Raw genomic sequence first — 24,933 nt, 5'->3', positions numbered from 1 at the left:
TTCACGTCAACATTGGAGAGGATTGAACATGTTTAGACGTACATTTATGGCCACTGTGATCGGCGCATCTTTGGCCATTGCGGGGGCCACTTCGGTATTCGCCGACGGCCACGGCAAGAAAATGGATATTGTCGACACCGCCGTTGACGCGGGCTCCTTCACCACCCTGGTTGCCGCTGTTCAGGCTGCCGGTCTGGTGGACACCCTGAAAGGCGAAGGCCCGTTCACCGTGTTTGCCCCCACAGATGCCGCCTTCGCAGCGCTGCCGGAAGGCACGGTTGAAAACCTGCTGAAGCCTGAGAACAAAGATCAACTCGTGCAGATCCTGACCTATCACGTGGTGCCAGCCAAAGTGATGGCCGGTGACATCGACGGCAAGAAAGCCAAAGTCCTGACCGTGGAAGGTGAGCGTCTGGACGTGAACGCCCGCAACGGTGTGAAGGTGAATGATGCCAAGGTGACCGCTGCGGACATCACAGCCTCCAACGGCGTGATCCACGTGATCGACAAAGTGCTGATCCCGGGCACCTGATCGGCTGCGTTATACCCTACGCCGTTTGTCTGAGAGGGGATCGCACACTGATGCGATGCAGGGCAAACGGTGGCGCGGCATAAAAAAGGCGCGGACCGCTCCGCGCCTTTCTCTATTCTCTAGGCCCTCAGATCAGCCTTTGATCAGGCCGAGGCTTTCCAGCTTCAGGATCACCTGATGCGCGCAGTTGTCCACGTCGGCACCTTCGGTTTCCACACGCAGCTCTGGATCGGCAGGCACGTCATAGGGGTCGGAAATCCCGGTGAATTCCTTGATCTTGCCTTCGCGTGCGAGCTTGTAGAGGCCCTTACGGTCACGGCGCTCACATTCCTCGATCGAGGTCGCCACGTGCACTTCAACAAAGGCACCAAACTGCTCGATGTCCTCACGCACCGCGCGACGGGTGGTGGCATATGGCGCAATCGGCGCACAGATCGCGATACCACCGTTTTTGGTGATCTCGGACGCGACATAGCCGATACGGCGGATGTTGAGGTCACGGTGCTCTTTGGAGAAGCCCAGCTCGGAGCTGAGGTTCTTACGCACGATGTCACCATCCAGAAGCGTCACAGGGCGGCCACCCATCTCCATCAGCTTCACCATCAGCGCGTTGGCGATGGTGGATTTGCCGGAGCCGGAGAAGCCGGTGAAGAACACGGTGAAACCCTGTTGCGCCCGTGGCGGACGGGTCTTGCGCAGCTCTTTCACCACCTCAGGGAAGGAGAACCACTCAGGGATTTCCAGACCTTCGGCCAGACGGCGACGCAGCTCGGTGCCGGAGATGTTCAGGATGGTGACTTCATCCTTGTCCTTGATCTCATCCATCGGCTCATACTGTGCGCGCTCCTGCACCCACACCATATGTTTGAAGTCGACCATTTCGATGCCGATTTCTTCCTGATGCGCGCGGAACAGATCCTGCGCGTCATAAGGCCCGTAGAAGTCTTCGCCTGCGGAGTTCTTGCCGGGGCCGGCGTGGTCGCGGCCAACGATGAAGTGGGTGCAGCCGTGGTTGGCGCGGATCAGACCGTGCCAGACCGCCTCACGTGGGCCCGCCATACGCATCGCTAGGTTCAGCAGGGACATGGAGGTGGTGGAGGCCGGGTATTTGTCCAGCACCGCCTCATAGCAGCGCACGCGGGTGAAGTGGTCCACATCGCCCGGCTTGGTCATGCCGACAACCGGGTGGATCAGCAGGTTGGCCTGCGCTTCTTTCGCGGCGCGGAAGGTCAGCTCCTGGTGCGCACGGTGCAGCGGGTTGCGGGTCTGAAACGCCACAACTTTGCGCCAGCCCATCTTGCGGAAGTAGGCGCGCAGCTCGTTTGGCGTGTCGCGACGGCCGCGGAAATCATAGTGCACAGGCTGCTGAATGCCGGTGATCGGGCCGCCGAGGTACACTTTGCCTGCAGTGTTGTGCAGGTAGTTCACTGCCGGGTGCGCATCGTCATCGGCACCAAAAACCTTCTCGGCTTCGCGGGCTTTGTTTGGCACCCAGTTGTCAGTCACGGTCATGGTCGCGAGGATCACGCCCTCTTGGTCGCGCAGCGCGATGTCCTGACCCGCTTCCAAAGAGCCTGCGAACTCTTCGTTCACATCCAGAGTGATCGGCATTGGCCACAGAGAGCCATCCGCCAGACGCATGTCTTCCACAACGCCGTTGTAGTCTTCTTCGGTCAGGAAGCCTTTAAGCGGGTTGAAACCGCCGTTCATCAGCAACTCAAGGTCACAGATCTGACGCGGTGTCAGATCCCAGCTGACCAGATCAGCCGCTTCGACTTTCAGTTTCTGAGCGCTCTCATAGGAGACATAAAGCTCAGGAATAGGAGCCAGGTTGTTTTGCATTGGATGTGTCCTGTGTTTGATGGGGACAAGGCCGCTTGCTGAGCCTGTCAATTCCGCATGGAGTGCGTTGTATTCTGCCAGCTTGCGGGCAAGGAATTGGTCGGTGAGGCGCATCTTCTCCGTCGCCCCACGGGTGGTCAGCGTATAGGCAAAGCGCTGGCGCTTGTCCGGCCCGGCCCTGTCGCTGATGGTGATAAGCCCCGCGTCCGCCGCCGCGCGTAATTGCGCATTCAGCCGACCCAACGAAATGCCCAGCGCCTGCGCCGTCGCCCGCTGAGACGCATCCGGCGCCGCATCCAGCTGGCGCAGGAGTCGGAAGATCAGATCTTCCTCGTCTGGGTTGGGTTTGACTGTGGTGTCGGACATCTCAACGAGACTCAAAGTCTGTTCACTCGTGAACACATTGCACAGCACATTTCAAAAAGAAAGCCCCTACACTCCCTAAACTTGTGAAATTTTAGCGACACAGCAGGTAATCACACAGCTGTGTTCGCCTTTTGCGCATTCGGCGGCCTTATGCGGCGGCTTCCTGATCCAGAATTTCACGCAGATCACTGCCAATCTGCACAGGCAACGCCAGCACCGGCTTTGACACCCCGCGCAGCTCCAAAATCTCCAGATCCAGCCGATCCACATCCTGACCAACCGCGCGCAACACGTTCTCCGACACCAGAAGCTCCACCCCAAGATCCTTGGTGGCCCCCTCAAGACGGCTCGCCGCATTCACCGTGTCGCCAATGATGGTGCGCGGTGCGTGCTGCGCAGCACCGATCTCCCCAATCACCAGCGTGCCCAGATGCACGCCCATGCCGATGGCAACCGGCGCGGCTTTTTCCGCTTTCAGGGCCTGGTTGAAGGTCGCCAGCGCCGAGCTGATGCCAATCGCCGCCTCCATCGCTGCCCGCGCACTTGCCGCCTCATCTTCCTGCTCAAACACCGCCAGAAGCCCATCGCCAAGGTATTTGTCCACCGTGCCGCCTGCCCCAATGACCGAGGGCACAATGGCATCAAAGAAGCGGTTCAGCAGAAAGACCACATCATAGGGCAGCTGGCCCGTGGTGCGCGCGGTAAACCCGCGCATGTCCAGAAACAGGATCGCCATATTGCGCTCTTTGCCGAGGCTCTGGTGCGCCCGCACCCGCCCGCCATCGCTGTTAAAGACCCGCAAAACCGTGGCAGGCTGCACCGGCCGCAATTGGCAAGCCAGCCGCGCATTGGGCGGTGCATTCACCGCCGCCAGACTGGCCTCTTCTTCCGGGCTGGGCGGCGGCAGATGCTCAGCACCTTCTTCAACAATCACGCGGCAGGTGGTACAGCGCCCACGCCCGCCACACATCGCCAAATGCGCCACACCCGAAGCGCGCGACATCTCCAGAAGCGTCATGCCGGGCTGCCCCGAAATCTCAGGGCCGGAGACATATTTGATCCGCACAGCACCCCGCCGCGCCAAGAGCCGTCGCGCCGCCATGGCGATGACCACCACAGCCAGCACCGCTGCAAACGCCCAGATCGCGATGGTGCTCCGGTGATGCAGCGTGGCAAAGGCTTCTGCTGACAGCCAGTTGTAGTATTCCGCCAGAGCCGGAAACACATCCGGGTCCTGCAACGCCGCAGATTGCAGCCGCCCCTGCACCATAAAGCCAGCCAGCGCGAAGGCCGGCACCAGCACACCAAAAGCAATAAACGCCGGCAGCACCCGCTCCCAGAAGTCCTGCGTGCGCAGCCAGAAATGCACGCCCATACAGCCGTGCGCCCATGTGATCAAAAGCAGCGCCGCCTGCTTCCAGCCGCTGCCGGTGTTCCAGATCAGCCCGACGATATAGCCCATCTCGTCATTGAGCAGGAAAACCTCATGCGCCATCCGCGTGTGCACCACATGGGTGATCAGCAGGAACGGGATCGTCAACCCCAGCGCGACCTGAATCCACTCCCAGATCGGCACCCGCAACGTCCGCCGCCGTGCCAGACGCCACAACGCCAGCCCCCCGTGCAACAGAAACGCGCCATAAAGCACCACACTGCCCAGAAAGCTGCGGTGCACCAACTCGCGCATGTCTTGAAACGCTTCTGCCAGATCCAGCGAAACCAGCCCCAAGCCGATGTTGAGAAAATGCACCAGCACATAGGCAAACAGGATCAGGCCGGACACAATCCGTACCCGCACCCGCCAGTTGCCTTTCCAAAGAGTATTCATATGCGCCCGTTCAAAAATGTTGCCCTGCCTCAAACTGGCCAACACCCCCACCAGCGTCAAGATCACCCTCTGCGCCCTCGCGCAGATGTGCTGTGCGCGCGATCTTTCCAACACGCTCTTGCCCAGCCGGCTGCATCACACCCCGTTTTCTGTTAGACTTGCTGGATCAAGCCTCCATAGCCCGCCGTGCTGCACCCCGACACGCTGCATGCTCCGCACTGTTGATGTTTCTCTAGTATCTGTTTTCAGGAGTTCCCCCATGACCGCACCCGCTTCCCCGCTCAGCGATCTCAACAGGGATCTGGGCGATCTTTACAACGACATCGATTATTTCTCGACGCCGCTCAAAGACGTGCATGATGCGCTCAACGCGCTGGAGCGGATCGAAAAAACTCCAAAACGCATGAAAGACAAAGTCAAAGAGATCCACTCGGTTCTCTCCAACCTGCAAAAAGCCTGCAAAGCCGCCACTTGGCTGCCGGAGATTGGCGAAGAGGCCAAATTCGCCGCCGAAACGCTGGGCAGCATCAACACGGTCCTTGGCGAAGTGCAGACCGTTCTGGGCGACATTCAAAAGGATGTCGACAAAGCCACGGAAGCGTTTTTTGAGCTCAAAAAACCTGTCGATACCTCCTGGGCCGCGATCGCAAATGTCGAAGGCTTTCTGGAACGCGCCGAAACCGTCACCACAGCGCTGCTCAAACATTATGAGGGCTGCGAGACACCCGCTTCCGTCAACCGCTGCGCTGCGGCGTTGGATCAACCGCTCACCCCCATCGTGCGCCCTTTAAACGACGCCAAAGATCAGGCGCGGAGCGCCCTCAATGCGGCAGAGCGCGCGGGCGAGGCTGCGGTGAACGCGCTCACGAAGGCGGTGGATTTCAGCGATTTCATCGAAAAGGTCTATGCGGGCCTCAAACCAATCCGCGACGCCATTCACGCCATCAGCTCTGCCCTCGCCCAACTCGCCCACTACGGGGAAGCCACGATCAAAAGCTTCCTCGCCCTTGGCGAGAAACTCGGCGGCAAAACCTACCGCAAAATCAAAGGTTTTCTCGATCAAATCGACCGCGAGTTTCACAAGCTCAAAAAGAAGTTCACCGATTGGGCCTTCAAACCGATCCGGGATGCGATGAAAAAAGCGCGGGATATGCTTCAGGATGCGCTTGGCAAACTGCCCGATTTTGACCCGGCCAAGGCAGCCATGGCTGCGGTGCAAGCGCTGCTGGCGCAAATTGAACAGGCGATCAACAGCTTGGCCAGCACCTGCGCCGATCTCTTCTCCGGCAAGACCCCCATCGGCAGCGCAGCCTAGGGGCGCCGCGCCCCTGCCACATCAGGGATTTGGCCACTCTGAGGTCATTTCAGTCCGCTTCATTCTGCCACAAATACTCCGGGGAGAGCGTGGCGCAGCCACGCTGGGGGCTGCCCCCCTCCAACGACCAAAACAAACGGGGCCGCAGCATCTGCCGCGACCCCGCCCGTGTTTCGTTGTCAAACAGCTCAGCTGTTTTCAGCCACAAAGCGCTCCGCATCTAGCGCCGCCATACAGCCCATGCCTGCGGATGTGACCGCCTGACGGTAGACGTGATCGGTCAGATCACCCGCAGCAAACACGCCGGGGATGGAGGTTTTGGAGGTGCCGGGCTCAACCTGAACATAGCCGCCATTGTGCAGCTCCAGCTGGTCTTTCACCAGCTCGCTCGCAGGCGCGTGGCCGATGGCGATAAACACGCCTTTTGCCGGGATCTCGGTGATCTCACCGGTCTCCACATGTTTCACCTTCACGCCAGTCACGCCCTTGGGCATCTCGTCGCCCACAACCTCATCGAGCTCGTGGAACCAGAGGGTTTCGATCTTCTCGTTCTTGAACAGGCGGTCCTGCAGGATCTTCTCTGCGCGCAGCTCGTCACGACGGTGGATCAGGGTCACTTTGGAGGCAAAGTTCGTGAGGAACAGCGCTTCCTCAACAGCGGTGTTGCCGCCGCCCACAACCACGATCTCCTGGCCGCGATAGAAGAACCCGTCACAGGTCGCACAGGCCGACACGCCAAAGCCTTTGAAAGCCTCTTCGCTTTCCAGACCCAGCCATTTGGCGCGCGCACCGGTCGCCAGAATGACGGCATCAGCGGTGTAAAGCGTGCCGCTGTCGCCCTTGGCTTTGAACGGGCGTTCGCTCAGGTCGAGATCGGTGATGATGTCGCCGATGATCTCACAGCCCATCGCGCGGGCGTGCTCTTCCATCTTCTGCATCAGCTCCGGGCCCTGCACCTCCACGAAGGAAGGATAGTTCTCCACCTCGGTGGTGGTGGTCAGCTGGCCGCCGGGCTCAATACCCTGCACCAGCACAGGCTCCAGCATTGCGCGGCTTGCATAAACACCCGCAGTATACCCCGCAGGCCCCGACCCGATGATCAGAACCTTGGTGTGTTTTGTCTCGGCCATGAAGGCACCTTTCTGCATTGCAAAATCTAAGTCGGTAGCCGATATAGCCATCCCCGCCCCGCAGGGAAAGCCCAAGACCCAAAAGCGGAACACTCTGCTCAACAAACAAGCGTGAGTAGGAAATCCGCAAAAGGATATTGCGCTAACACGAAACAATATTGCGCGCGCGCCCTTTGGTGATATAACAACCGCGAATTTGACCAATGAGACAGAGACATGCCCGGACACCGGCTTGATCCGATTGATCGCAAAATCCTCGCAGAGCTTCAGGCCGACGGCCGCATGACCAATGTCGAACTCGCCAAACGAGTCGGCATCTCTGCCCCGCCCTGCCTGCGCCGCGTGCGCACGCTGGAGGACGCCGGCTATATCCGTGGCTACCACGCCGATGTGGACAGCCGCGAACTTGGCTTTGAGGTGCAGGTCTTTGCCATGGTCGGGCTTGTCTCTCAGGCCGAAGTGGATCTCTCCGCCTTTGAAGAGCGCTGCCGCCAATGGCCGCTTGTGCGCGAATGCCACATGCTCAATGGCGAGGTGGATTTCATCCTGAAATGCGTGGCCCCCGATCTCAGCACCTTTCAGACCTTCCTCACCGAAGAGCTGACAAGCGCTGACAATGTGGCCAGCGTGAAAACCTCTCTGGTGATCCGTGGCGCCAAAGACGCCCCCGGTGTGCCGTTTGAGGTGCTCGAAGAACGTCTCAGCCGCGACGCCTGAGCCCGCATCCAAGCTTAAAGACCCATCCACGCGCTTCGGCGCGTTATGTCTGCTGTGCAAACCAGCTCTGTATCATCTCAAGCAATGCGGAAAAGGCCGGAGACAGCGCCGACACAGGCCGATAGGCCGCCGAGGCGCGCCACACAGGCTGCAATGCGCTTTGCGAAAGCACCCGCAACCGGCCATCCTCCGCGTAAGGCCGCAGCAGGTGGCGCGGCGCGCAGGCCAGCATATTCCCGTTCTGCACCACATCCATAATCATGTCGTATTGATCTATGGTCAGCGTGGTGCGCAGCGGCTCCTCTGACGCCCCGGCGGTATGGCCCGCTCCGGCGTCCGGCTCACACCAGAGCCAGATACTGATATTGACGCACGCGGTTGTGCCCTGCGTCCTGAGCCGCACTCAGCCCCTGATCCGCACGCCGCATTGCTGAATCGATGTCCTCATCCCCTTCGCGATACTCCACGCCAATCGACACCGTGCAGGACACGCTGCCCTGATCCGCTGGCAAAGCCTCCTGCTCCACCGCGCTGCGAATGCCCTCGGCAAAGTCCAAGGGCGCACGCCCCAGATCATCGGGCAGAAAAACTGCAAATTGCGCGCTGCCCACCCGCGCCGCATAGCCACCTGCCGCCGTCTGCACCTTCAGAACCTGCGCCACCAAGGCAATCACCTGATCTCCGATCTTATGGCCATGGTTCTGGTTGATGGCTTTGAAACCATCGATGTCTACCAGCAGAATCGCCCCGCGCCCAAGGGCAGTATCAGAGGCAAAAAGATCAAAGAACGCAGCCCTGTTCAGCAGGCCCGACAGGCTGTCATGCGCCAAAATCCGTTCGAGTTCACGATTGAGCTCATAGACACGCAAGGTTTTCTTCGTGGCCCAATTGACGGCCAATGGCGCAACAATCAGCGGAACAGTCACAGAGGGCAGCAGCGCCTGAGGTGACAGGCCGGTGGGCGACAGCACAGAGGTCAGCACTAATGAGCCTATCAGGGATGCCACTGTCACCACAAAACCCAAAACCCATCGATCGCGATTATTCCTAATATTCACGCGCCAGAAACCCTTACTCATTCCCTGTCCCCTTATGCGCCAAACACGGGCGAAGCCAAATAGGTTGCTACCCCCTCCATTTGCATGACCAAACGTAAAGAAAATCACTCCGCCAGTATGACAGCGGCCTCCGCCTGCAAAATCTCCGCCAAAACCGCTGCGCCGCGTGTGGGTTCTGACCGCATCGGCTCCATCAGAGCAATATCGCGGTGCGCCTCAGGGTGATCGAGCCTGCGCAGCCCCACATTTGTGCCCCGCCGCACCTCCGTCGCCGCATAGACACTGGGCAGCACCGCCACCCCCGCGCCGCTGGCCGCCATCAGCCGGATCGCATCCAGACTGGTGCCTTCATATTCATCCGACACCCGCCCGCCCGCGCGCAGGGCCAACCCTTCCACAATATGTGAGAGCCTGTGTTTGCGCCCCAAGGTCAGCAGGGTTTCATTCTCCAACACCTCAAGCGCCAGCGCCGCCCCCTCGGCCTGCGGATGATCCAGTGCAAAGGCCGCCCAGAGCTCCTCGGTAAAGAGAGGCATGGCCCGTGCGCCCATATGGTCCTCCGGCGTGGAGATGATCATATCAAGCCGCCCGCTGCGCAGCCCTTCTTCCAGATCATGGGTGCTTTCCTCACGGATCACGAGGCGCAGGTCCGGATGTTCCGCATGCAGGCGACGCACCACGCCGGGCAGCAGATACGGACCAATTGACGGCAACACGCCCAGACGCAGCCGCCCCTGAAAAATCCCGCCCCCGCGCGCCACCGCGCGCAAATCCTCCATCTCATGCAGGATCATCCGCGCGCGGCGCACCACCTCTTCGCCCACTGGAGTGGGTTTCGCTCCACCGCGCCCGCGCAGGAACAAAGTGGTGCCCAGATCCGCCTCCACCTCAGCCAGCTGCGCAGAGAGGCTCGGCTGGCTCACATTCAGCCGATCCGCCGCCACACCAATCCGCCCGGTCTCAGCCACCGCCACGATATATTCCAACTGCCGCAATGTCGGGCGCATTTCATAGCCTCAAACTATACAAATCGAAGAAACCTTATATTTGAACAAATGTTTCACACAAGAGATATGAGGCCAAATGCAATGCCTCCCGCTGCCTGATCTCTTTGGCGGCATGACCAAGGACCGCTCTATGGATCACCGACGACCCGACCCGCACTGATCCTCTGATCACCGGCACCTCTCCCTGAAAATTCAAGAAAGTCTCGCTTATGGACCTCTCCCTCGCTGCTTTGGCGGGCAACTTGCTTGCGCCCACAATTCTGTTTTTCCTCCTCGGCCTGATCGCCGCTTTTGCCAAAAGTGACCTCTCCATCCCGGAGGGCGCAGCCAAGATCATGTCGATCTATTTGCTGCTCTCCATCGGCTTCAAAGGTGGCGCAGCGGTGGCTGTCAGCGGGATCAGCAACGCGCTGATCCTTTCGCTCGTCGCCGGGATCGTGCTCTCCTTTGTGCTGCCCTTTGTCGCCTTTGGCCTGCTGTCGATCATGACCCGCCTTGACCCGCTCAACGCGGCTGCAGTGGCGGGGCACTATGGCTCGATCTCCATCGTCACCTTTGTGACCGCCGTGAGCCTTCTTGAAGGGCGCGGCATTGACAGCGAGGGCTTCATGGTCGCCGTCGCCGCCGTGATGGAAGTACCTGCCATCATGTCCGCCCTCTGGCTTGCAGCGCGCAAAGGCGGCGGTGCAAAATTTGACAGCAAGCTGGCCCACCACATCCTCGGCAATGGCTCGATTGTGCTGCTGCTTGGTGCCTTTGCCATCGGCGTCACCACCGGTCAGGAAGGCCTTGCACAGATGGAACCCTTCATCATCGTGCCCTTCACCGGCGTGCTTGCCCTGTTCCTGCTGGACATGGGCCTCTCCGCCGGCCGCAGCCTGATCGAAAACCGCAAAGAAATCTCCGGCGGGGTGCTGATCTTTGGCTGTGTGATGCCGCTGATCGGGTCCCTCTTTGGCTGGGGCGCGGGGGCGCTTGTGGGCCTGTCAATGGGCGGCACCTTCCTGTTGATGGTGCTCTGCGCCTCTGCTTCCTACATCGCCGTGCCTGCTGCCATGCGCCTTGCGCTGCCGCAGGCCAAATCCGGCATCTACCTGTCGCTGGCACTCGGGGTGACCTTCCCCTTCAACCTGACCTTCGGCCTGCCGATCTACTTCTATCTGGCAAGCCTCACCGGCTGACAAACGGACTCTATCTTGTGGCGGGAGCCCCGAGGCTCTCGCCCTGCTCCGCCTGCCGATAGGCGCGTGGCGACATGCCGGACCAGCGCTTGAACGCCCGTGAAAAGGCGCTCTGCTCGGAAAATCCGGTGAGAAAGGCAATCTCGATCAGCGAATAAGACGAGCCCAGCACCAGCTGCTTGGCCAATTGATGCCGCGCCTCATCCACCAGCGCCTGAAAGGTCTGCCCCCGCTCAGACAGCCGCCGCTGAAAGGTGCGCTCCCCCAGCCCCATGATCCCGGCCACCTCGGCCAATTGGGGCACACCACCGCTGAGCAGCTTGGTGATCTCCTCCACCACCAATGCATCAAACGGACGCGCCTTGCTGTCTTCCTCTTCCAGCGCCTGATCCAGATGCGCTGTCAGATACTGCCAGATCGCCGCATCCCCCACCGCGCAGGGTTGCTCAACCTCGGCCATGTCAAAATGGATCGCATCTCGCGTTGCATCAAACTCGGGCATCACGCCAAAATGATCCAGCAAAGCCGCCTTGCTGCCCTCGCGCGTGTGGCTGAATTCCACCTTTGTCGGGGTCAGCGCTGTCTGTGTCGCCTCCCGGCACAGCACCAATGTGGTCGCCATCGCCGCCTCATTGGACAGCGCACTGCCCAGCCGCGCCACCGCCGGTCCTTTCATCGACCAGACATAGGCGCCCCCCTCAGGTTCCGCCGCAAACTCTGACACCCGATTGTGCAGCCGCACATATTGCTGAAGCCGCTGCAATCCCTGCCGCACAGTCGGCGCAGATTTGAACGCAAGCCCGAACACGCCGAACTCGTCGCACCGCATGCTCTGGCTCGTGCGCATATGAAACTGCAGATCGGGCCACTCGCTCTGCGCAATCGCTTCAATCAGGCTCAGATAGGCCGCAATCGGCACCATCACCGCAGGATCCTGCACCTGCTCCGGGGTGAAGTCGATGATCTTATACAGCGGTGCCTTATCGGGCAGCTTCACAGCCTGCTCGATCTGCTTGCGCGCATACATCGCTGACACTGCCGTCACGCGCCTGCCCCCTGTTCACCCATAAATTGCATCAATCACGCGCGCCGCCCACCGATCACGCTTTCGTGATCGACACTTTGACCTTTGGCATCTGCTGTCAAGTCTTTGGCACGTGGCGTCAATATTTGGCGGATGCGCTGCGGTATCTCTGAGCACATCAGACACACACCGCCCAAGCACTCCTCCACGCAGACGGCGGCCTCCATTCAAAACCGCGCATCCTCCCTGCGCCAAACAGACCAAAGGAATACAACCATGACGTTTTCCATTCCGCAAATTGGCAAATCTCTGGCCCTCGCCGCACTGGGTGGCAGCCTCACCATCACCGCAGGCGCGCTGATCCTCGGCCTTGGCAGCTCTGCCGCGGGCGCACCCGGCCTGCCATCCCCCACCGAGATCGCCGCCCTGCACGTGCCTTTCGCGCTCTGACATCGCATTCGGGGTGATCCCTGTCCCTATGTACACCCCGATCCGGCAGCCACACTTCCCCCCTCGCGCAACCCAAGCGCCTCCGTGGCTGCCCCGCACCGCCTCCGACAGTGGCTCTCCTTCGCTGTCGGGGGCGGCACAGGCCTCGCACGCCGTCGCTCCCAAAAACCTGTCTCACACAGCGAGTTTTTCCATGCATGTTCTCACCGTATTAGATCACCCGACCCCCACCTGTTTCGCAGCCGGTGCCGCCAGACGCTTCATCGCCGGTCTCAAATCCGCAGGCCACACCACAGAGCTCGCTGATCTGCACGCCGAAGATTTCAATCCGCTCTTCTCCCTTGCTGACATCTCCGAAGAGGGCGCGGAGGATGTCGCGCAGGAGCAGGAACGCATCGCCCGCGCTGACGCGATCTGTCTGGTGTTTCCGCTTTATTGGTGGGGCATGTCCGCCAAGATGAAAGGCTGGGTCAACCGCGTCTGGATGCCCAACGACGCCGCCAATCAAAACACCGCGCCCACCCTGCGTGACGCCCATCTGAAATCCGGCCTGATGCTGGTCCCCGCAGGGCCGCGCAGCGACCGGGTAGAGCGCAAAGGCCACGCTCCGGCGCTGGACACCACATGGATGATGGGCGCCGCGGGAGATTTTGGCGCCCTGCCCCGACGACTGGAACTGCTCATTGGCAGCTCCGCCTCAGAGCAACGCCGTGACATGCTGCTTGAGCGCTGCTTCACCATCGGCCAGACCCTGCCTGCACCGGCCACCATCCGCAAAAATTGATGCCAGCTCTGGTGGGGGCCTGCGCATTTTAGGGCCGGGCAGCAAAGCTGCGATGCGCGGCTCAAAATCGCCCTTCCCCCGCGCCGCAACCCATGGCAACGTCGCGCCATGACACAGCCTCTTACCAGCCCCAACGGCACCCCCATCAGCCGCTTCGCCTTTGGCACCATGCAATTTGGCGAAGGTGCCAGCGCCACAGACAGCGCCGAAATGTATGAGGCCTGCCGCGCGGCGGGCATCAACCACTTTGACACCGCCCATGTCTATACCTCTGGAAAATCGGAGGAAATTCTGGGCGAATTGATCAAGGACCACCGCGACGATCTGGTGATCGCCACCAAGGCGGGCTACACCGGCGGCGCAGGCGCGGCCAATCTCGCCGCACAGTTTGAGCTCTCCCGCCAGCGGTTGCAGCTTGATCAGGTCGATATCCTCTATCTGCACCGCTTTGACGAGGGGACCCCGCTCGCGGAAACCCTTGATTTCTTTGCCGAGCAGAAGGCCGACGGGAAAATCAGATACGTTGGCCTCTCAAACTTTGCCGCCTGGCAGGTGGTCAAAGCCGCATGGACCGGCGCAGCAAAAAACCTATCCATCGACGTGCTGCAACCGATGTACAGCCTCGTGAAACGTCAGGTGGAGGTGGAAATCCTGCCAATGTGCGCCGATCTCGGCATCCTTGCGGCCACCTATTCACCCCTTGGCGGCGGGCTGCTCACCGGCAAATACAGCGCGGAAACTGGCGCAGGACGCCTGAGCACCGACAGCCGCTATGCCGCGCGCTATGGCGAGGGTTGGATGCACGCGGCGGCGACACAGCTTTCAGCCATCGCCGCTGAGCGCAATGTCCACCCCGCCACGCTGGCCGTGGCATGGGCCGCGCGCCACAGCACCACACCCAGCCCGATCCTGTCGGCCCGCACTGCCGCGCAGCTTGCGCCCTCTCTGGCGGCGGTCTCCTATGACATGGACGATGCGCTTTATGAGCAGCTCACCGCGCTGACACCCACACCGCCACCCGCCACCGACCGGCTTGAGGAGGCATGATTGATTTCCTGATCATTGGCGGCGGCATCGCCGGGCTCTCTGCGGCGGCGCGGCTGGCGCCGATGGGCAAAACTCTTGTTCTGGAACGGGAAACCGCACTTGGCTATCACGCCTCCGGGCGCTCGGCCGCGATGTTTGAGCAGAACTACGGCCTGCCCAGCACCGTCGCCCTCAGCCGCGCGAGCGCGGATTTCTTTGCCACAACAGACGGCGGCTTCCTCTCCCCCCGTGGCGTGATGTTTCTCGCCAAATCCGAGGACCGCGCGGCCTTTGAGCAGGCCTGCGAGAGCTTTGAGGCCACGCCAATCTCCACAGAAGACGCCTGCACGCGGGTGCCCATTCTGCGGCCAGAGATCGCAGGTTTCGCAGCCATGCATGAAGAGGCCTTTGACATCGACACAGATCGCCTGCTGCAATGGTGTGCCAAGACCTGCCGCGCCCATGGTGGGGAGGTGCGCACCGGCCAGACCGTCACCGAAATCACCCGCACCAAATCATGCTGGCAGGTGGTCGCGGGGGGTGAGGCCTATGAGGCCAAACTCCTGCTGAACGCCGCCGGAGCCTGGGCCGATCAGATCGCGAAGCTTGCAGGAATTGCCCCGCTTGGCATCACCCCGATGCGCCGCTCCATGGCGCGCATACCCGCCCCCGGAGGCCATGATCTGCGCCACTGGCCCATGCTGCTGGATGTGCATGAACACTGGTACGCCAAACCCGATGCGGGCAGCCTGATTGTCTCCCCCGCCGAAGAGGACCCGATGGCGCCCTTTGACGCCTGGCCTGATGACATGGTTCTGGCCGAAGGCCTTGCCAGATATCAGGAATTTGTCTCTGAGGAGGTGACACGCCTTGAGGCCAGCTGGGCCGGGCTGCGCAGCTTCACACCGGATCGCAATCTCGCCCTCGGGCCAGATGGCAGTGATGCGGCCTTTATCTGGGTCGCCGGTCAGGGCGGCTATGGTTTTCAATCCGCACCAGCCGCCTCCCAGCTGATCGCCGATCTGATCGCGGGCCAGCCCTCAGAGCTCGACACCGCCACCCGCAACGCCCTTGACCCAAGGAGGTTCACCTGATGCCCCGCCGCCTAAACCTGCCTGACAGCGCCTCCGTGGCCACGCCGGACACCGCTGGCAAACTCTTTGCCCCCTCTGCCGCCCGCAATGTCGCCCCTTTAATCGACGCATTGAAAGACCTCCTGCCCGCAGAGGGCGAGGTTCTTGAAATCGCCAGCGGCACCGGGCAGCACATCGCCGCCTATGCCGAAGCCTTCCCCGCGCTCACATGGCGTCCCACCGAAATCGACGCCACCCGCCGCGCCAGCATTCAGGCCTATGTGGACGAAAGCAGCCTCACCAATCTCGCCGCCCCTCAGGATCTGGACGCCACCGCCCCCGGCTGGGCGGCGCAGGTCGGCGCACCGGATGTGATCCTGCTCAGCAATCTTTTGCATCTGATCAGCACAGCCGAAGCACAAACCCTGATTGCCGAAGCCGCCAAAGCGCTGGCCCCGGGCGGTCAGCTGCTGATCTACGGCCCTTTCAAACGCGATGGCGTGCTGGTCAGCGAAGGCGATCAGCGCTTTGATGCAGACCTGCGCGCACAGGATCCGGAGATCGGGTACAAATCCGACACCGACGTCGACGCCTTCGCCGCCTCACACGGGCTTTCCAAAGGCACCCTGACCGAGATGCCCGCCAACAACCTATTGCTGCAACAGAAGAAACCTCTGTAATCGCTGGAAAGGGGCGGCGGTCCGGCCATGATGTATGCGGGCAAAGCACTTGAGTGCTTTGAAGAGCTTTCCGCAGGCTGACATCCCGCGCGCCACGCCCTAAGGTGCACACAACCATAGCTAAAATGATTGGATCTCCAATGCGCACATCTCTGATTTGTTCCGCCCTGCTCTCGCTTGGGCTCGCTGCAACCTCCCCCGCCCTCGCCTCTGAAGATTGGGATCTGGACGCGGATGGCACCATCACCTGGGCTGAGATGGAAGAGATGCGCAAACGCACCTTTGAGGCCTTTGATGCCAATCAGGACGGCAAGCTCGACAACGCCGAATACAGCGCCTTTGACGAAGCCCGCGCCAAAGAGGCCGAGGCCCATCCAACCTCACTGTCCAACCGCGCCGTGCAGGGGCTGAGCCGAGCCACCACCGATCTCAATCTGGATGGCATGGTCACCCGTGACGAGATGAACACCCGCCTGCGCGCGTGGTTCTCCAGCATCGACAAAGACGGTGACGGCGTCATCTCCAAAGGCGAATATTAAGCGCCGCGCGCTTTTTTACACCGCCCCGACCAAAACAAAACGCCCCGCAAATCTGCGGGGCGTTTCTTGTTTGGTGAGTAAACTTAACCGTCTTTCCGAATGGTTTCGTTCTTCGGATCGTAAGGGCTGTCACAGGTCACAACCGCATCCCACAGCTTGTCCTGCATCTTCACCTTCAGCTTGGTGCCTTCCACCGCCAGCTCAGGCTTCACATAGCCCATGCCGATGGATTTCTCGAAGGCAACGGAGTAGCCACCGGAGGTCAGGCGGCCAACGCGCTCACCCTCAGGGGTGTAGAGCACTTCGCGACCCCAAGGATCCGCATCATCCGGCCCGTCGATCAGCATGGTGCAGCACTTGAAGCGCACGCCCTTGGCTTCCATTTCGGCCTTGCCATGGAACTCCTTGGACAGGTCGATAAAGCGCGGCAGGTCGGCCTCTGCCGGGGTCGCATCGCGGCCCAGCTCGGTGCCAAACGCACGGTAGGATTTCTCCTGACGCAGCCAGTTCTGCGCACGGGCGCCAACCAGCTTCATGTCAAACTCCGCGCCCGCATCGACCAGCAGATCCCAGAGGTAGTTCTGCATCTCGATCGGGTGGTGGAGTTCCCAGCCAAGCTCACCAGTGTAGGCCACGCGGATCGCATTCACAGGGCACATGCCCAGCTCGATCTGGCGCGCAGACAGCCAAGGGAAGCGCTTGTTGGACAGCGCGGTGCTTGGATCGGCGTCGCTGATGACCTTCTTCAGCACATCGCGGGATTTTGGCCCGGCAATCGCGAACACACCCCACTGCGTGGTGACGTCCTGGATTTCGATGTAGCCGAACTCTTCCATCTTGTCCTCGGCCGCTTTGCGCAGGAAGTCTGCGTCATATTCGGTCCAGGCGCCTGCGGAGACGATGTAGTAGTTGTTCTCGCCGTTGCGCACGATGGTGTATTCGGTGCGGGTGGTGCCCGCTGCGGTCAGCGCGTAGGTCAGGTTGATACGACCGACCTTTGGCAGCTTGTTACAGGTGAACCAGTCAAGGAACTGGGTCGCACCGGGGCCTTTGACAACGTGTTTGGTAAAGGCGGTTGCGTCGATCAGGCCAACACCTTCACGGATCGCTTTGGCCTCATCCACGGCATACTGCCACCAGCCGCCACGGCGGAAGGAGCGGTTCTCCTCGTCAAAGTTCGATGGCGCATCCACCGGGCCGTAGTAGTTCGGACGTTCCCAGCCGTTCACCCAGCCAAATTGAGCGCCTTTTTCTTTCTGACGGTCAAAGGCGGGCGAGGTGCGGAGCGGACGACATGCCGGACGCTCTTCATCTGGGTGGTGCAGGATGTAGACGTGCTCATAGCACTCTTCGTTCTTGCGCGCCGCAAACTCGGTGGTCATCCAGTTGGAGGAATAGCGCTTCGGGTCGAGGCTCGCCATGTCGATGTCGGCTTCGCCGTCCACCATCATCTGTGCGAGGTAGTAACCGGTACCGCCTGCCGCGGTGATGCCAAAGGAGAAGCCTTCCGCCAGCCACATGTTGCGCAGACCAGGGGCCGGACCCACAAGCGGGTTGCCGTCTGGGGTGTAGCAGATTGGGCCGTTGAAGTCGTCTTTCAGGCCGGATTCGGCACAGGAGGGCACACGCTCGGCCATCGCCATGTACTGATCCGCAATCCGGTCGAGATCCAGCGGGAACAGATCCGCACGGAAGCTGTCAGGCACACCGTGTTCAAAGCGCGCAGGTGCGCCTTTTTCGTAGATGCCGAGGATCCAGCCACCACGCTCTTCACGTGCATAGGATTCATTGTCGGCGTCACGCACAACAGGGTGCTCAGGGTTGCCCGCTTCACGCCATTTGACCAGCTCAGGGTCCTGATCCATCACGATGAAAGTGTGCTCCACCGGGATCGCTGGCATCTTGATGCCCAGCATCTTTGCGGTGCGCTGTGCGTGGTTGCCCGAGGCGGTTACAACGTGCTCGGCAGTGATCACCACCTGCTCGTCGGATTCAATCAGGTTGCCGCCTTTTTCCACCATCTTGGTGCAGGTGACTTCCCAATGGGTGCCGGTCCAGTGGAAGGCATCGGCTTGCAGCTTGCGGTGAATTTCCACACCACGCTGGCGGGCACCTTTGGCCATCGCCTGGGTCACGTCAGCCGGGTTAATATAGCCGTCTTCGGTGTGGTAGATCGCGCCTTTCAGGTCGCCGGTTTCGATCAGCGGCCAGCGCTCTTTGATCTGATCCGGTGTCAGCCACTCATATGCCACGCCGCAGGTCTCCGCGGTGGAAGCATAGAGCATGTACTCGTCCATACGCTCTTGGGTCTGCGCCATGCGCAGGTTGCCCACAACCGCAAAGCCCGCGTTCAGGCCGGTCTCTTCTTCCAGCGTTTTGTAGAAGTCGACCGAGTACTGGTGGATGTGTGTTGTCGCATAGGACATGTTGAACAGCGGCAGCAGGCCAGCTGCGTGCCAGGTCGAGCCGGAGGTCAGCTCGTCCCGCTCGATCAGCATCACATCGTCCCAGCCCGCTTTGGCCAGGTGATATGCAATCGAGGTACCGACGGCACCACCGCCCACTACCAGCGCTTTGACATTCGTTTTCATAAGACAGGCGACTCCCCGCAGAAGAATGATTTTCGCTGAGTCTAAACGATTGGCCACGAATCTCTCGGTCCAGCCGACGCAATATTGTGCGAATGCGACGTGGCGTATTGGTTAAAACCCTTGCTGTGCACCCGCAGCATCGCTACACCCTCCCCACCTTAAATGGAGACAGACCAGTATGCTGATCTGCCGCTCAGTTTCGGAATGCCGCCAAGCGATCGCAGGGCTGCGCCAAAATGGCCAAAGCGTCGGTATGGTGCCCACCATGGGCTACCTGCACGCAGGCCACATGAGCCTTATCAAAACCGCCCAAGCCCACGCCGACGCCATTGCCGTGTCGATTTTCGTGAACCCCACCCAGTTTGGCGAAGCCGCCGATCTGGACGCCTATCCACGGGATGTGGAGCGCGACCTCGCCCTGCTCAAAGAGGCCGGTGTCGCTGTGGTCTTCCTGCCAGAGGTCGAGACCATGTACCCTTCCGGCGATGAAACCATCGTGGAGACCACCCGTCTGGCCAACATGCTGCACGGCGAAGTCCGCCCCGGCCATTTTCGCGGCGTGACCACCGTGGTTGCACGGCTGTTTAACATTGTGCAACCGGATGTGGCTGTCTTTGGCGAGAAAGACTACCAGCAGCTTCAGGTCATCAAACGCATGGTCGCCGACCTTCACATGCCGGTGCAGATCATCGGCGCCCCCACCGTGCGTGAGGCCGACGGGCTCGCCATGTCATCGCGCAACGTGCGCCTGTCGCCGGAAGACCGCGCCGCCGCGCTGGTGCTGTCACGCGCGCTGGATGCGGCTGAGGCCGTGGCCGCAGGTGCTGATGCGACGATCGAACAGCTGCAGGCCGCCATCGCAGACACAATTTCAGCTGAGCCCCGCGCCGCCCTTAAGGGGGTGGACATCGTGGCCGCCGAAACGCTCAATACCCTCACCGGGCCGCTCACCGGCCCCACCGCCATCATGATCTCCGTTGCCTTTGGCGACATTCTTCTGATTGACCAAAGAGTAGTGACCCCATGAGCAAACAGACCCAGTTCCGCCGCACCACCGTCCCTCAGATCGCCGCCCGCAAAGGCGGAGAGCCGATTGTATCGCTGACCTCCTATCACGCACACACCGCCGCGATTGTCGACAAATACGCAGATTTCATTCTGGTGGGCGACAGCCTTGGCATGGTCATGCACGGTATGGAAAGCACCGTCGGCGTTCCGCTCGATCTGATGATCATGCACGGCAAAGCCGTGGTGCGCGGCACTCAGAAAGCGCTTGTGGTGGTGGACATGCCCTTTGGCACCTATGAGGAAAGCCCTGCCGTGGCCTTCCGCAATGCCGCCAAGATCATGAAAGAGACCCAATGTGGCGCGGTGAAGCTTGAGGGCGGCAAACGCATGGCCGAAACCATCCGCTTCCTGACTGAACGCGGCATCCCGGTGATGGCCCACATCGGCCTCACACCACAGTCTTCAAACGTCATGGGCGGCTTTAAGACCCAGGGCCGCGAGGAAGACAGCTGGGCGATCCACGAAGAAGACGCCCGCGCCGTCGCCGAGGCCGGTGCCTTTGCCATTGTGCTTGAGGGCATGGTCGAGCCGCTGGCCGCCAAGATCACCAAACAGATCCCCATCCCCACCATCGGCATCGGTGCTTCCGCCGAGTGTGACGGCCAGATCCTCGTGCTCGAAGACATGCTGGGCCTGAACGAATGGACGCCAAAATTCGTGAAAGTCTACGGCGACCTCGGCCCCGCCATCGAACGCGCCGTGAGCCAATACGCCGAAGAGGTCAAAGACCGCAGCTTCCCGGGAGAGGATGAGGTTTATCGATGAGACAAATCCGAGATAGGCGGAGGTCAATTGCCGCCGCCTATCTCGTCACTCATTTAGCAGCAAACGCGCCGTCGGAGATCATTTTGTCCATCATGTCTTCCAGGCTTTCACGCATCGGACGATAAGTCATACCCAGCGCGCGCTTGCTTTTGCTGTTGTCCGCTTTCCAGCGCACATTCACGTTGCGGCTGACCATCTTGCGCGGCATGTCCATTGACGGGCCAAGCAACCAGACCAGCCATTTGGGGGCAACCCGTGTGGGCAGGGCATAGTCTTTACCAAACCGGGGCCGCAGCGCCTCTGCCATTTCAAAGAAATCCGCGCTCTGTGCTGACACGATGTGCCGCCCTTCGGCCTCTTCCAGATAGGCGGCAGCCAGGTGGGCCTGCGCCACGTCGCGCACATCCACCACGCCCATCCCATAGCGGGGCGCGCCGGATTTCATCGCACCACTTGCCAGCATCTGAACCAGATGGAAGCTTTCCGAAGTCGGGCTTTTCTGCAGCGACGGGCCAATCACCAGCGCCGGGTTGATCACCACAAGCTTCCACTGATCCTGCGCGTCGGCGATCTCCCAGGCGGCTTTTTCGGCCAGCGTTTTTGACAGGCTGTAGGGCTGATACTCCAGCGAAGCCGAAGTGTTCCAGACCGCCTCGGTCAGCTGCCCCCCCGGCGCATCGGCGCATTCCACCGCATCCGTGTAAATCGACACCACTGAGCTGGTCAGCACCACCCGGCGCACGCTTTCCGTGGCAGAGGCCTGATCCAGCACATTGCGCGTACCGTTGAGCGCCGGATCTACCAACTCTTTTTGCGGGTCATCCACACGCGCAGTGAAAGGCGAGGCGGTGTGAAACACGATCTCACAGCCCTGCATCGCCTCTGCATAGCTGCCCTCTTGCAACAGGTCCGCCGCAAACAGCTTCAAGGTCCCGTCTGACTGATCCGCAATCTTGGTCAGATGGGCCACCTTGGCCGCATTGCCCGGATCGCGCACCGCTGCATGAACGGTGGCACCCGCCTCCAGCAGGCCTTTCACAATCCAACCCGCCACATAGCCCGTGGCCCCTGTCACCAAAACAGGGCTGCTGGTGTCAACGGTTATTGTTCCCTGCGTCATCTACAGATCCTTTCAACAACATCTCTGCCACTACATAGGAGGCAAATGCTGCACGTCACTTGCAGATTACGCCAAACGGACTTGCAAATCGCGCCATTTACGCAGACATGGTGGCGACATTACCTCCCCGTTCAAATGCGGAAAATCCCCCTGTCACAATCTCAGTCTATCGCCGCATCCTGCCCGGGCGTGAGACGGCCTATGAGGAGTGGATCCGCGGCATTTCCGAAGTGGCCTCCCATTTTGACGGCCAGCAGGGCATCAACATTCTGCGCCCCTCTGAGCAGACCGGCGGGCGCTATGTGGTGATCTACCGCTTTGACACCTACGAGCACGCCACCGCCTGGGAAAACTCCCCTGTGCGCACCGAGTGGATCGCCAAACTGGAAGGCATCACCGACGGCGAGCCCGACCGTGAAAGCGCCACGGGCCTTGAAGTCTGGTTTGATCTGCCCGAAGCCCCCCGCCCCACGCAGCCCCCGCGTCACAAGATGGCGGTTGTCCTGATTGCCGTGATCTTTGCCCTGGTCTTTGCGCTTCAGCTCTTGCTCGGACCGGTCATGACAGGCCTGCCGCGCTGGTCACAAACCCTGATCATCGTCACCATTCAGGTGCTCGCCATGACCTACCTGATCATACCTGTGATCACCATGCTGCTCAAAGCCTGGCTGTTCCGCAAAAAGAGCTAAGTGCAAGGGCCGGAGCGGGTATTGCCCGCTCCAGCTGCAATGTTCGCAGCGCTCCGGGGGAAGATGCGGGTTGTTGGCGACGCGAAAATCCAGCCCGACCGGAGCCCGCTTTACACATCGGTGCGCGAAGGCTGAGTTGTGCGACGAAGCAACCACTCGAATTTTCCCCACTTAGGTCTGCTTCCAGAGTATATCTTGCGTCGATACTAGGGCCGTTCATGGTCTGGTTGAGGTCATATCAACTGGCTGATCTGCCCCAAGGGAGATAGAGCGTTTCAGCGCATTTTTTGGACTTCGATGCGACACACGACCACGAAACCACACCAAGTACTTGGGACCGCTTGCGCGGGATTGGCATTAGTGGCGGTTCCCTCGTTTGTGGTTTTTTGCGTATTTTCAATAATAATTGGCGGGGATGCTCTCAATGGCTTTTCATCTGAGGGACGATACTTCGTGGCTTCTCATGGAAACCATACTGAGGTCTCGCGGCTAATCTACACAATCTCATGGTATCTCGGTTCACTGACGCTTGCGACGTTCATTCCAATGGTCCTTCTGGGCGCGGCTTCGAGTTTTCTTGGCCGTCGCGCCAACGAACGCGATTAAACAAACCCGGACATTCGCCCGCTACGTCGCATGCGTGACTAAGGGACCAAAGCCACCAACCGCTCCTATCCCCATCCAACACCCTCAGAAAATCTTCCCCGGATTCATAATCCCTTCCGGATCAATCGCTGCCTTCACTGCGGCCATCACATCAACAGCCCCGCCAAGCTCTTTGCGCAGATAAGGCTTCTTGCCCTGACCAATCCCATGCTCGCCGGTGCAGGTGCCGCCCATGGAAATCGCCAGATCATTGAGCCAGCTGACAAAGCCCTCCGCCTTGGCGACCTCCTCAGCATTCTCCATGTCAATGAGCGGCAGCGTGTGAAAATTCCCGTCTCCCACATGGCCCACAATCGGGGCCAGCAAGCCCAGCTCCGCCGCCTTCTCGGTCGCCGCCGTCACACATTCCGCCAGCCGTGAAATCGGCACGCAAACATCGGTGGAGACTCCTTTTGTACCGGGGCGCAGCTGTAGTGAGGCCCAATACATATCATGACGCGCCTGCCAGAGCTTGGTGCGGTCCTCGGCTTTTGTGGTCCACTCAAACCCCGTACCACCCATCTCCTCGGCAATGGCGCCAAACATCTCTGCCTGCTCGGCCACGCCAGTCTCTGAGCCGTGGAACTCCAAAAGCAACAGCGGTGTTTCCGGCAGATCGAGCTTGGAATAGGCATTGGCCGCCTTCACGCTCATCGCATCCAGAAGCTCGATCCGCGCCACCGGAATGCCGTATTGAATGGTGGCCATCACCGCCTGACAGGCCGCATCCACACTCTCAAACGAGCAGCGGGCGGAGGACATCGCTTCAGGAATGCCCTGCAATTTCAACGTGATCTCGGTGATGATGCCCAAGGTGCCTTCGGCTCCCACCATCAGGCGCGTGAGGTCATAGCCTGCGCTCGATTTCTTGGCGCGGGTTCCGGTGCGGATCACCTCGCCTGACGGCAGCACCACCTCCAGCGCCAGAATATTGTCTTTCATCGTGCCATAGCGCACCGCATTGGTGCCACTTGCGCGGGTGGAGGCCATCCCGCCCAGCGAAGCATTGGCCCCCGGATCAATCGGGAAGAACAGGCCGCGATCGCGCAGGTGGGTGTTGAGCTGCTCACGGGTCACGCCGGGTTGCACCACGCAATCCAGATCCTGATCATTGACGGCGACGATCCGGCTCATCTCTGTGAGGTCGATGCACACGCCCCCCGCCGGCGCATTCACATGCCCTTCAAGCGAGGTGCCCGTGCCATAGGCGATCACCGGCACCTTATGGGTGGCGCAGGTTTTCACAATGGCGGAAACGTCGTCGGTGGATTTGGCAAAGATCACCACATCCGGCGCTTGGTTGGGCAACCAAGTGGTGGTGTGGCCGTGTTGCTCACGCATGGCCTGGCCGGTCTGACAGGCCTCGCCAAACTGCTGCTTCAGCACTCCCAGCGCTGCGGCAATACCCGTCTCATTGCGCTCCAAAACCTCTGCGTTTGCCATGCCTCTCCCCTTTGCAGCTCAAACCGGGCCGCAGGCAAACGCAGAGCCTTTTGCTCAGAT

23 protein-coding genes are annotated in these 24,933 nt (G+C 60.6%); 13 read left to right on the top strand and 10 right to left on the bottom strand.

The window, feature by feature from the left end; genetic code table 11:
* Positions 1-28 precede the first annotated feature (28 nt).
* On the top strand, positions 29-532 hold the full coding sequence (locus tag J7400_RS03855; RefSeq protein ID WP_209059652.1) for a fasciclin domain-containing protein: 504 nt from the start codon (positions 29-31) through the stop codon (positions 530-532).
* Positions 533-664: 132 nt separating this feature from the next.
* Here the strand turns inward: J7400_RS03855 and J7400_RS03850 are convergent, their stop codons facing one another.
* Complete coding sequence (locus J7400_RS03850) at positions 665-2,740, bottom strand: bifunctional sulfate adenylyltransferase/adenylylsulfate kinase (RefSeq protein WP_209059650.1); 2,076 nt, start codon at positions 2,738-2,740, stop codon at positions 665-667.
* Positions 2,741-2,888: 148 nt separating this feature from the next.
* Positions 2,889-4,568, bottom strand: coding sequence for an adenylate/guanylate cyclase domain-containing protein (locus J7400_RS03845; protein ID WP_209059648.1), 1,680 nt, complete (start codon positions 4,566-4,568; stop codon positions 2,889-2,891).
* 259 nt (positions 4,569-4,827) lie between these two features.
* Between J7400_RS03845 and J7400_RS03840 the strand changes: the two genes are divergently transcribed.
* The gene (locus J7400_RS03840; protein WP_209059646.1) at positions 4,828-5,883 is read left to right on the top strand and encodes a hypothetical protein; all 1,056 of its coding nucleotides are present in this window, start codon (positions 4,828-4,830) and stop codon (positions 5,881-5,883) included.
* Positions 5,884-6,071: 188 nt separating this feature from the next.
* Here the strand turns inward: J7400_RS03840 and trxB are convergent, their stop codons facing one another.
* Entirely contained in the window at positions 6,072-7,013 is a 942-nt protein-coding gene (gene trxB, locus J7400_RS03835; protein ID WP_209059644.1) for a thioredoxin-disulfide reductase, read from the bottom strand.
* Positions 7,014-7,229: 216 nt separating this feature from the next.
* On the opposite strand from trxB, the gene J7400_RS03830 reads away from it, so the two are divergent.
* On the top strand, positions 7,230-7,730 hold the full coding sequence (locus J7400_RS03830; protein ID WP_209059642.1) for an Lrp/AsnC family transcriptional regulator: 501 nt from the start codon (positions 7,230-7,232) through the stop codon (positions 7,728-7,730).
* Between the two features lie 43 nt (positions 7,731-7,773).
* Here the strand turns inward: J7400_RS03830 and J7400_RS21140 are convergent, their stop codons facing one another.
* From J7400_RS21140 to J7400_RS03815, 3 genes are all read right to left on the bottom strand, one after another.
* Positions 7,774-8,133 carry a LysR substrate-binding domain-containing protein gene (locus J7400_RS21140; RefSeq protein ID WP_209059639.1) on the bottom strand — a complete coding sequence of 120 codons (360 nt, stop codon included), beginning with the start codon at positions 8,131-8,133 and terminating at the stop codon, positions 7,774-7,776.
* Positions 8,072-8,743 carry a GGDEF domain-containing protein gene (locus tag J7400_RS03820; RefSeq protein ID WP_209059636.1) on the bottom strand — a complete coding sequence of 224 codons (672 nt, stop codon included), beginning with the start codon at positions 8,741-8,743 and terminating at the stop codon, positions 8,072-8,074. Before J7400_RS03820 ends, J7400_RS21140 begins: the two co-directional genes overlap by 62 nt.
* Positions 8,744-8,892: 149 nt before the next feature.
* A complete protein-coding gene (locus J7400_RS03815) occupies positions 8,893-9,795 on the bottom strand; it encodes a hydrogen peroxide-inducible genes activator (protein ID WP_209059633.1) in 903 nt (300 codons plus the stop codon).
* A gap of 209 nt (positions 9,796-10,004) precedes the next feature.
* Here J7400_RS03815 and J7400_RS03810 point away from each other — a divergent pair, with 209 nt between their 5' ends.
* Entirely contained in the window at positions 10,005-10,976 is a 972-nt protein-coding gene (locus tag J7400_RS03810) for a sodium-dependent bicarbonate transport family permease (protein WP_209059631.1), read from the top strand.
* 10 nt (positions 10,977-10,986) lie between these two features.
* Here the strand turns inward: J7400_RS03810 and J7400_RS03805 are convergent, their stop codons facing one another.
* Positions 10,987-12,021 carry an AraC family transcriptional regulator gene (locus tag J7400_RS03805; protein ID WP_209059630.1) on the bottom strand — a complete coding sequence of 345 codons (1,035 nt, stop codon included), beginning with the start codon at positions 12,019-12,021 and terminating at the stop codon, positions 10,987-10,989.
* 255 nt (positions 12,022-12,276) lie between these two features.
* On the opposite strand from J7400_RS03805, the gene J7400_RS03800 reads away from it, so the two are divergent.
* From J7400_RS03800 to J7400_RS03775, 6 genes are all read left to right on the top strand, one after another.
* A complete protein-coding gene (locus tag J7400_RS03800; protein ID WP_209059628.1) occupies positions 12,277-12,450 on the top strand; it encodes a hypothetical protein in 174 nt (57 codons plus the stop codon).
* A 193-nt stretch (positions 12,451-12,643) separates the two neighbouring features.
* Positions 12,644-13,234, top strand: coding sequence for an NAD(P)H-dependent oxidoreductase (locus J7400_RS03795; protein ID WP_209059624.1), 591 nt, complete (start codon positions 12,644-12,646; stop codon positions 13,232-13,234).
* Positions 13,235-13,342: 108 nt separating this feature from the next.
* Positions 13,343-14,281: an aldo/keto reductase gene (locus J7400_RS03790; protein ID WP_209059621.1), complete on the top strand. Its 939-nt coding sequence runs from the start codon at positions 13,343-13,345 to the stop codon at positions 14,279-14,281.
* Positions 14,278-15,354, top strand: coding sequence for an FAD-dependent oxidoreductase (locus tag J7400_RS03785; RefSeq protein WP_209059618.1), 1,077 nt, complete (start codon positions 14,278-14,280; stop codon positions 15,352-15,354). Before J7400_RS03790 ends, J7400_RS03785 begins: the two co-directional genes overlap by 4 nt.
* Positions 15,354-16,013 (top strand): DUF938 domain-containing protein, encoded by a 660-nt coding sequence (locus J7400_RS03780; protein ID WP_209059615.1) that lies wholly within the window; start codon positions 15,354-15,356, stop codon positions 16,011-16,013. The genes J7400_RS03785 and J7400_RS03780 overlap by 1 nt, the downstream gene beginning before the upstream one ends.
* Positions 16,014-16,153: 140 nt before the next feature.
* Positions 16,154-16,552 (top strand): EF-hand domain-containing protein, encoded by a 399-nt coding sequence (locus J7400_RS03775; RefSeq protein ID WP_209059612.1) that lies wholly within the window; start codon positions 16,154-16,156, stop codon positions 16,550-16,552.
* 83 nt (positions 16,553-16,635) lie between these two features.
* On the opposite strand, the gene J7400_RS03770 is transcribed toward J7400_RS03775, so the two are convergent.
* A complete protein-coding gene (locus tag J7400_RS03770) occupies positions 16,636-19,143 on the bottom strand; it encodes an FAD-dependent oxidoreductase (RefSeq protein ID WP_209059609.1) in 2,508 nt (835 codons plus the stop codon).
* Positions 19,144-19,321: 178 nt separating this feature from the next.
* Here J7400_RS03770 and panC point away from each other — a divergent pair, with 178 nt between their 5' ends.
* Positions 19,322-20,170: a pantoate--beta-alanine ligase gene (gene panC, locus J7400_RS03765; protein ID WP_209059601.1), complete on the top strand. Its 849-nt coding sequence runs from the start codon at positions 19,322-19,324 to the stop codon at positions 20,168-20,170.
* Positions 20,167-20,976 (top strand): 3-methyl-2-oxobutanoate hydroxymethyltransferase, encoded by an 810-nt coding sequence (gene panB / locus J7400_RS03760; protein WP_209059598.1) that lies wholly within the window; start codon positions 20,167-20,169, stop codon positions 20,974-20,976. Before panC ends, panB begins: the two co-directional genes overlap by 4 nt.
* 49 nt (positions 20,977-21,025) lie before the next feature.
* Here panB and J7400_RS03755 read toward each other — a convergent pair whose 3' ends face one another.
* Positions 21,026-22,096: an NAD-dependent epimerase/dehydratase family protein gene (locus tag J7400_RS03755; protein ID WP_209059596.1), complete on the bottom strand. Its 1,071-nt coding sequence runs from the start codon at positions 22,094-22,096 to the stop codon at positions 21,026-21,028.
* Between the two features lie 110 nt (positions 22,097-22,206).
* Between J7400_RS03755 and J7400_RS03750 the strand changes: the two genes are divergently transcribed.
* Entirely contained in the window at positions 22,207-22,785 is a 579-nt protein-coding gene (locus J7400_RS03750; protein ID WP_209059593.1) for an antibiotic biosynthesis monooxygenase, read from the top strand.
* A gap of 690 nt (positions 22,786-23,475) precedes the next feature.
* Here the strand turns inward: J7400_RS03750 and J7400_RS03745 are convergent.
* Positions 23,476-24,873, bottom strand: a complete 1,398-nt coding sequence (locus tag J7400_RS03745; protein WP_209059591.1) for an FAD-linked oxidase C-terminal domain-containing protein — start codon at positions 24,871-24,873, stop codon at positions 23,476-23,478.
* Positions 24,874-24,933 lie beyond the last annotated feature (60 nt).

Origin of the sequence: Shimia sp. R9_2 (assembly GCF_017743735.1) — a bacterium.
Taxonomy (GTDB): Bacteria; Pseudomonadota; Alphaproteobacteria; order Rhodobacterales; family Rhodobacteraceae; genus Shimia.
This window is presented reverse-complemented; position numbering and strand designations above follow the sequence as displayed.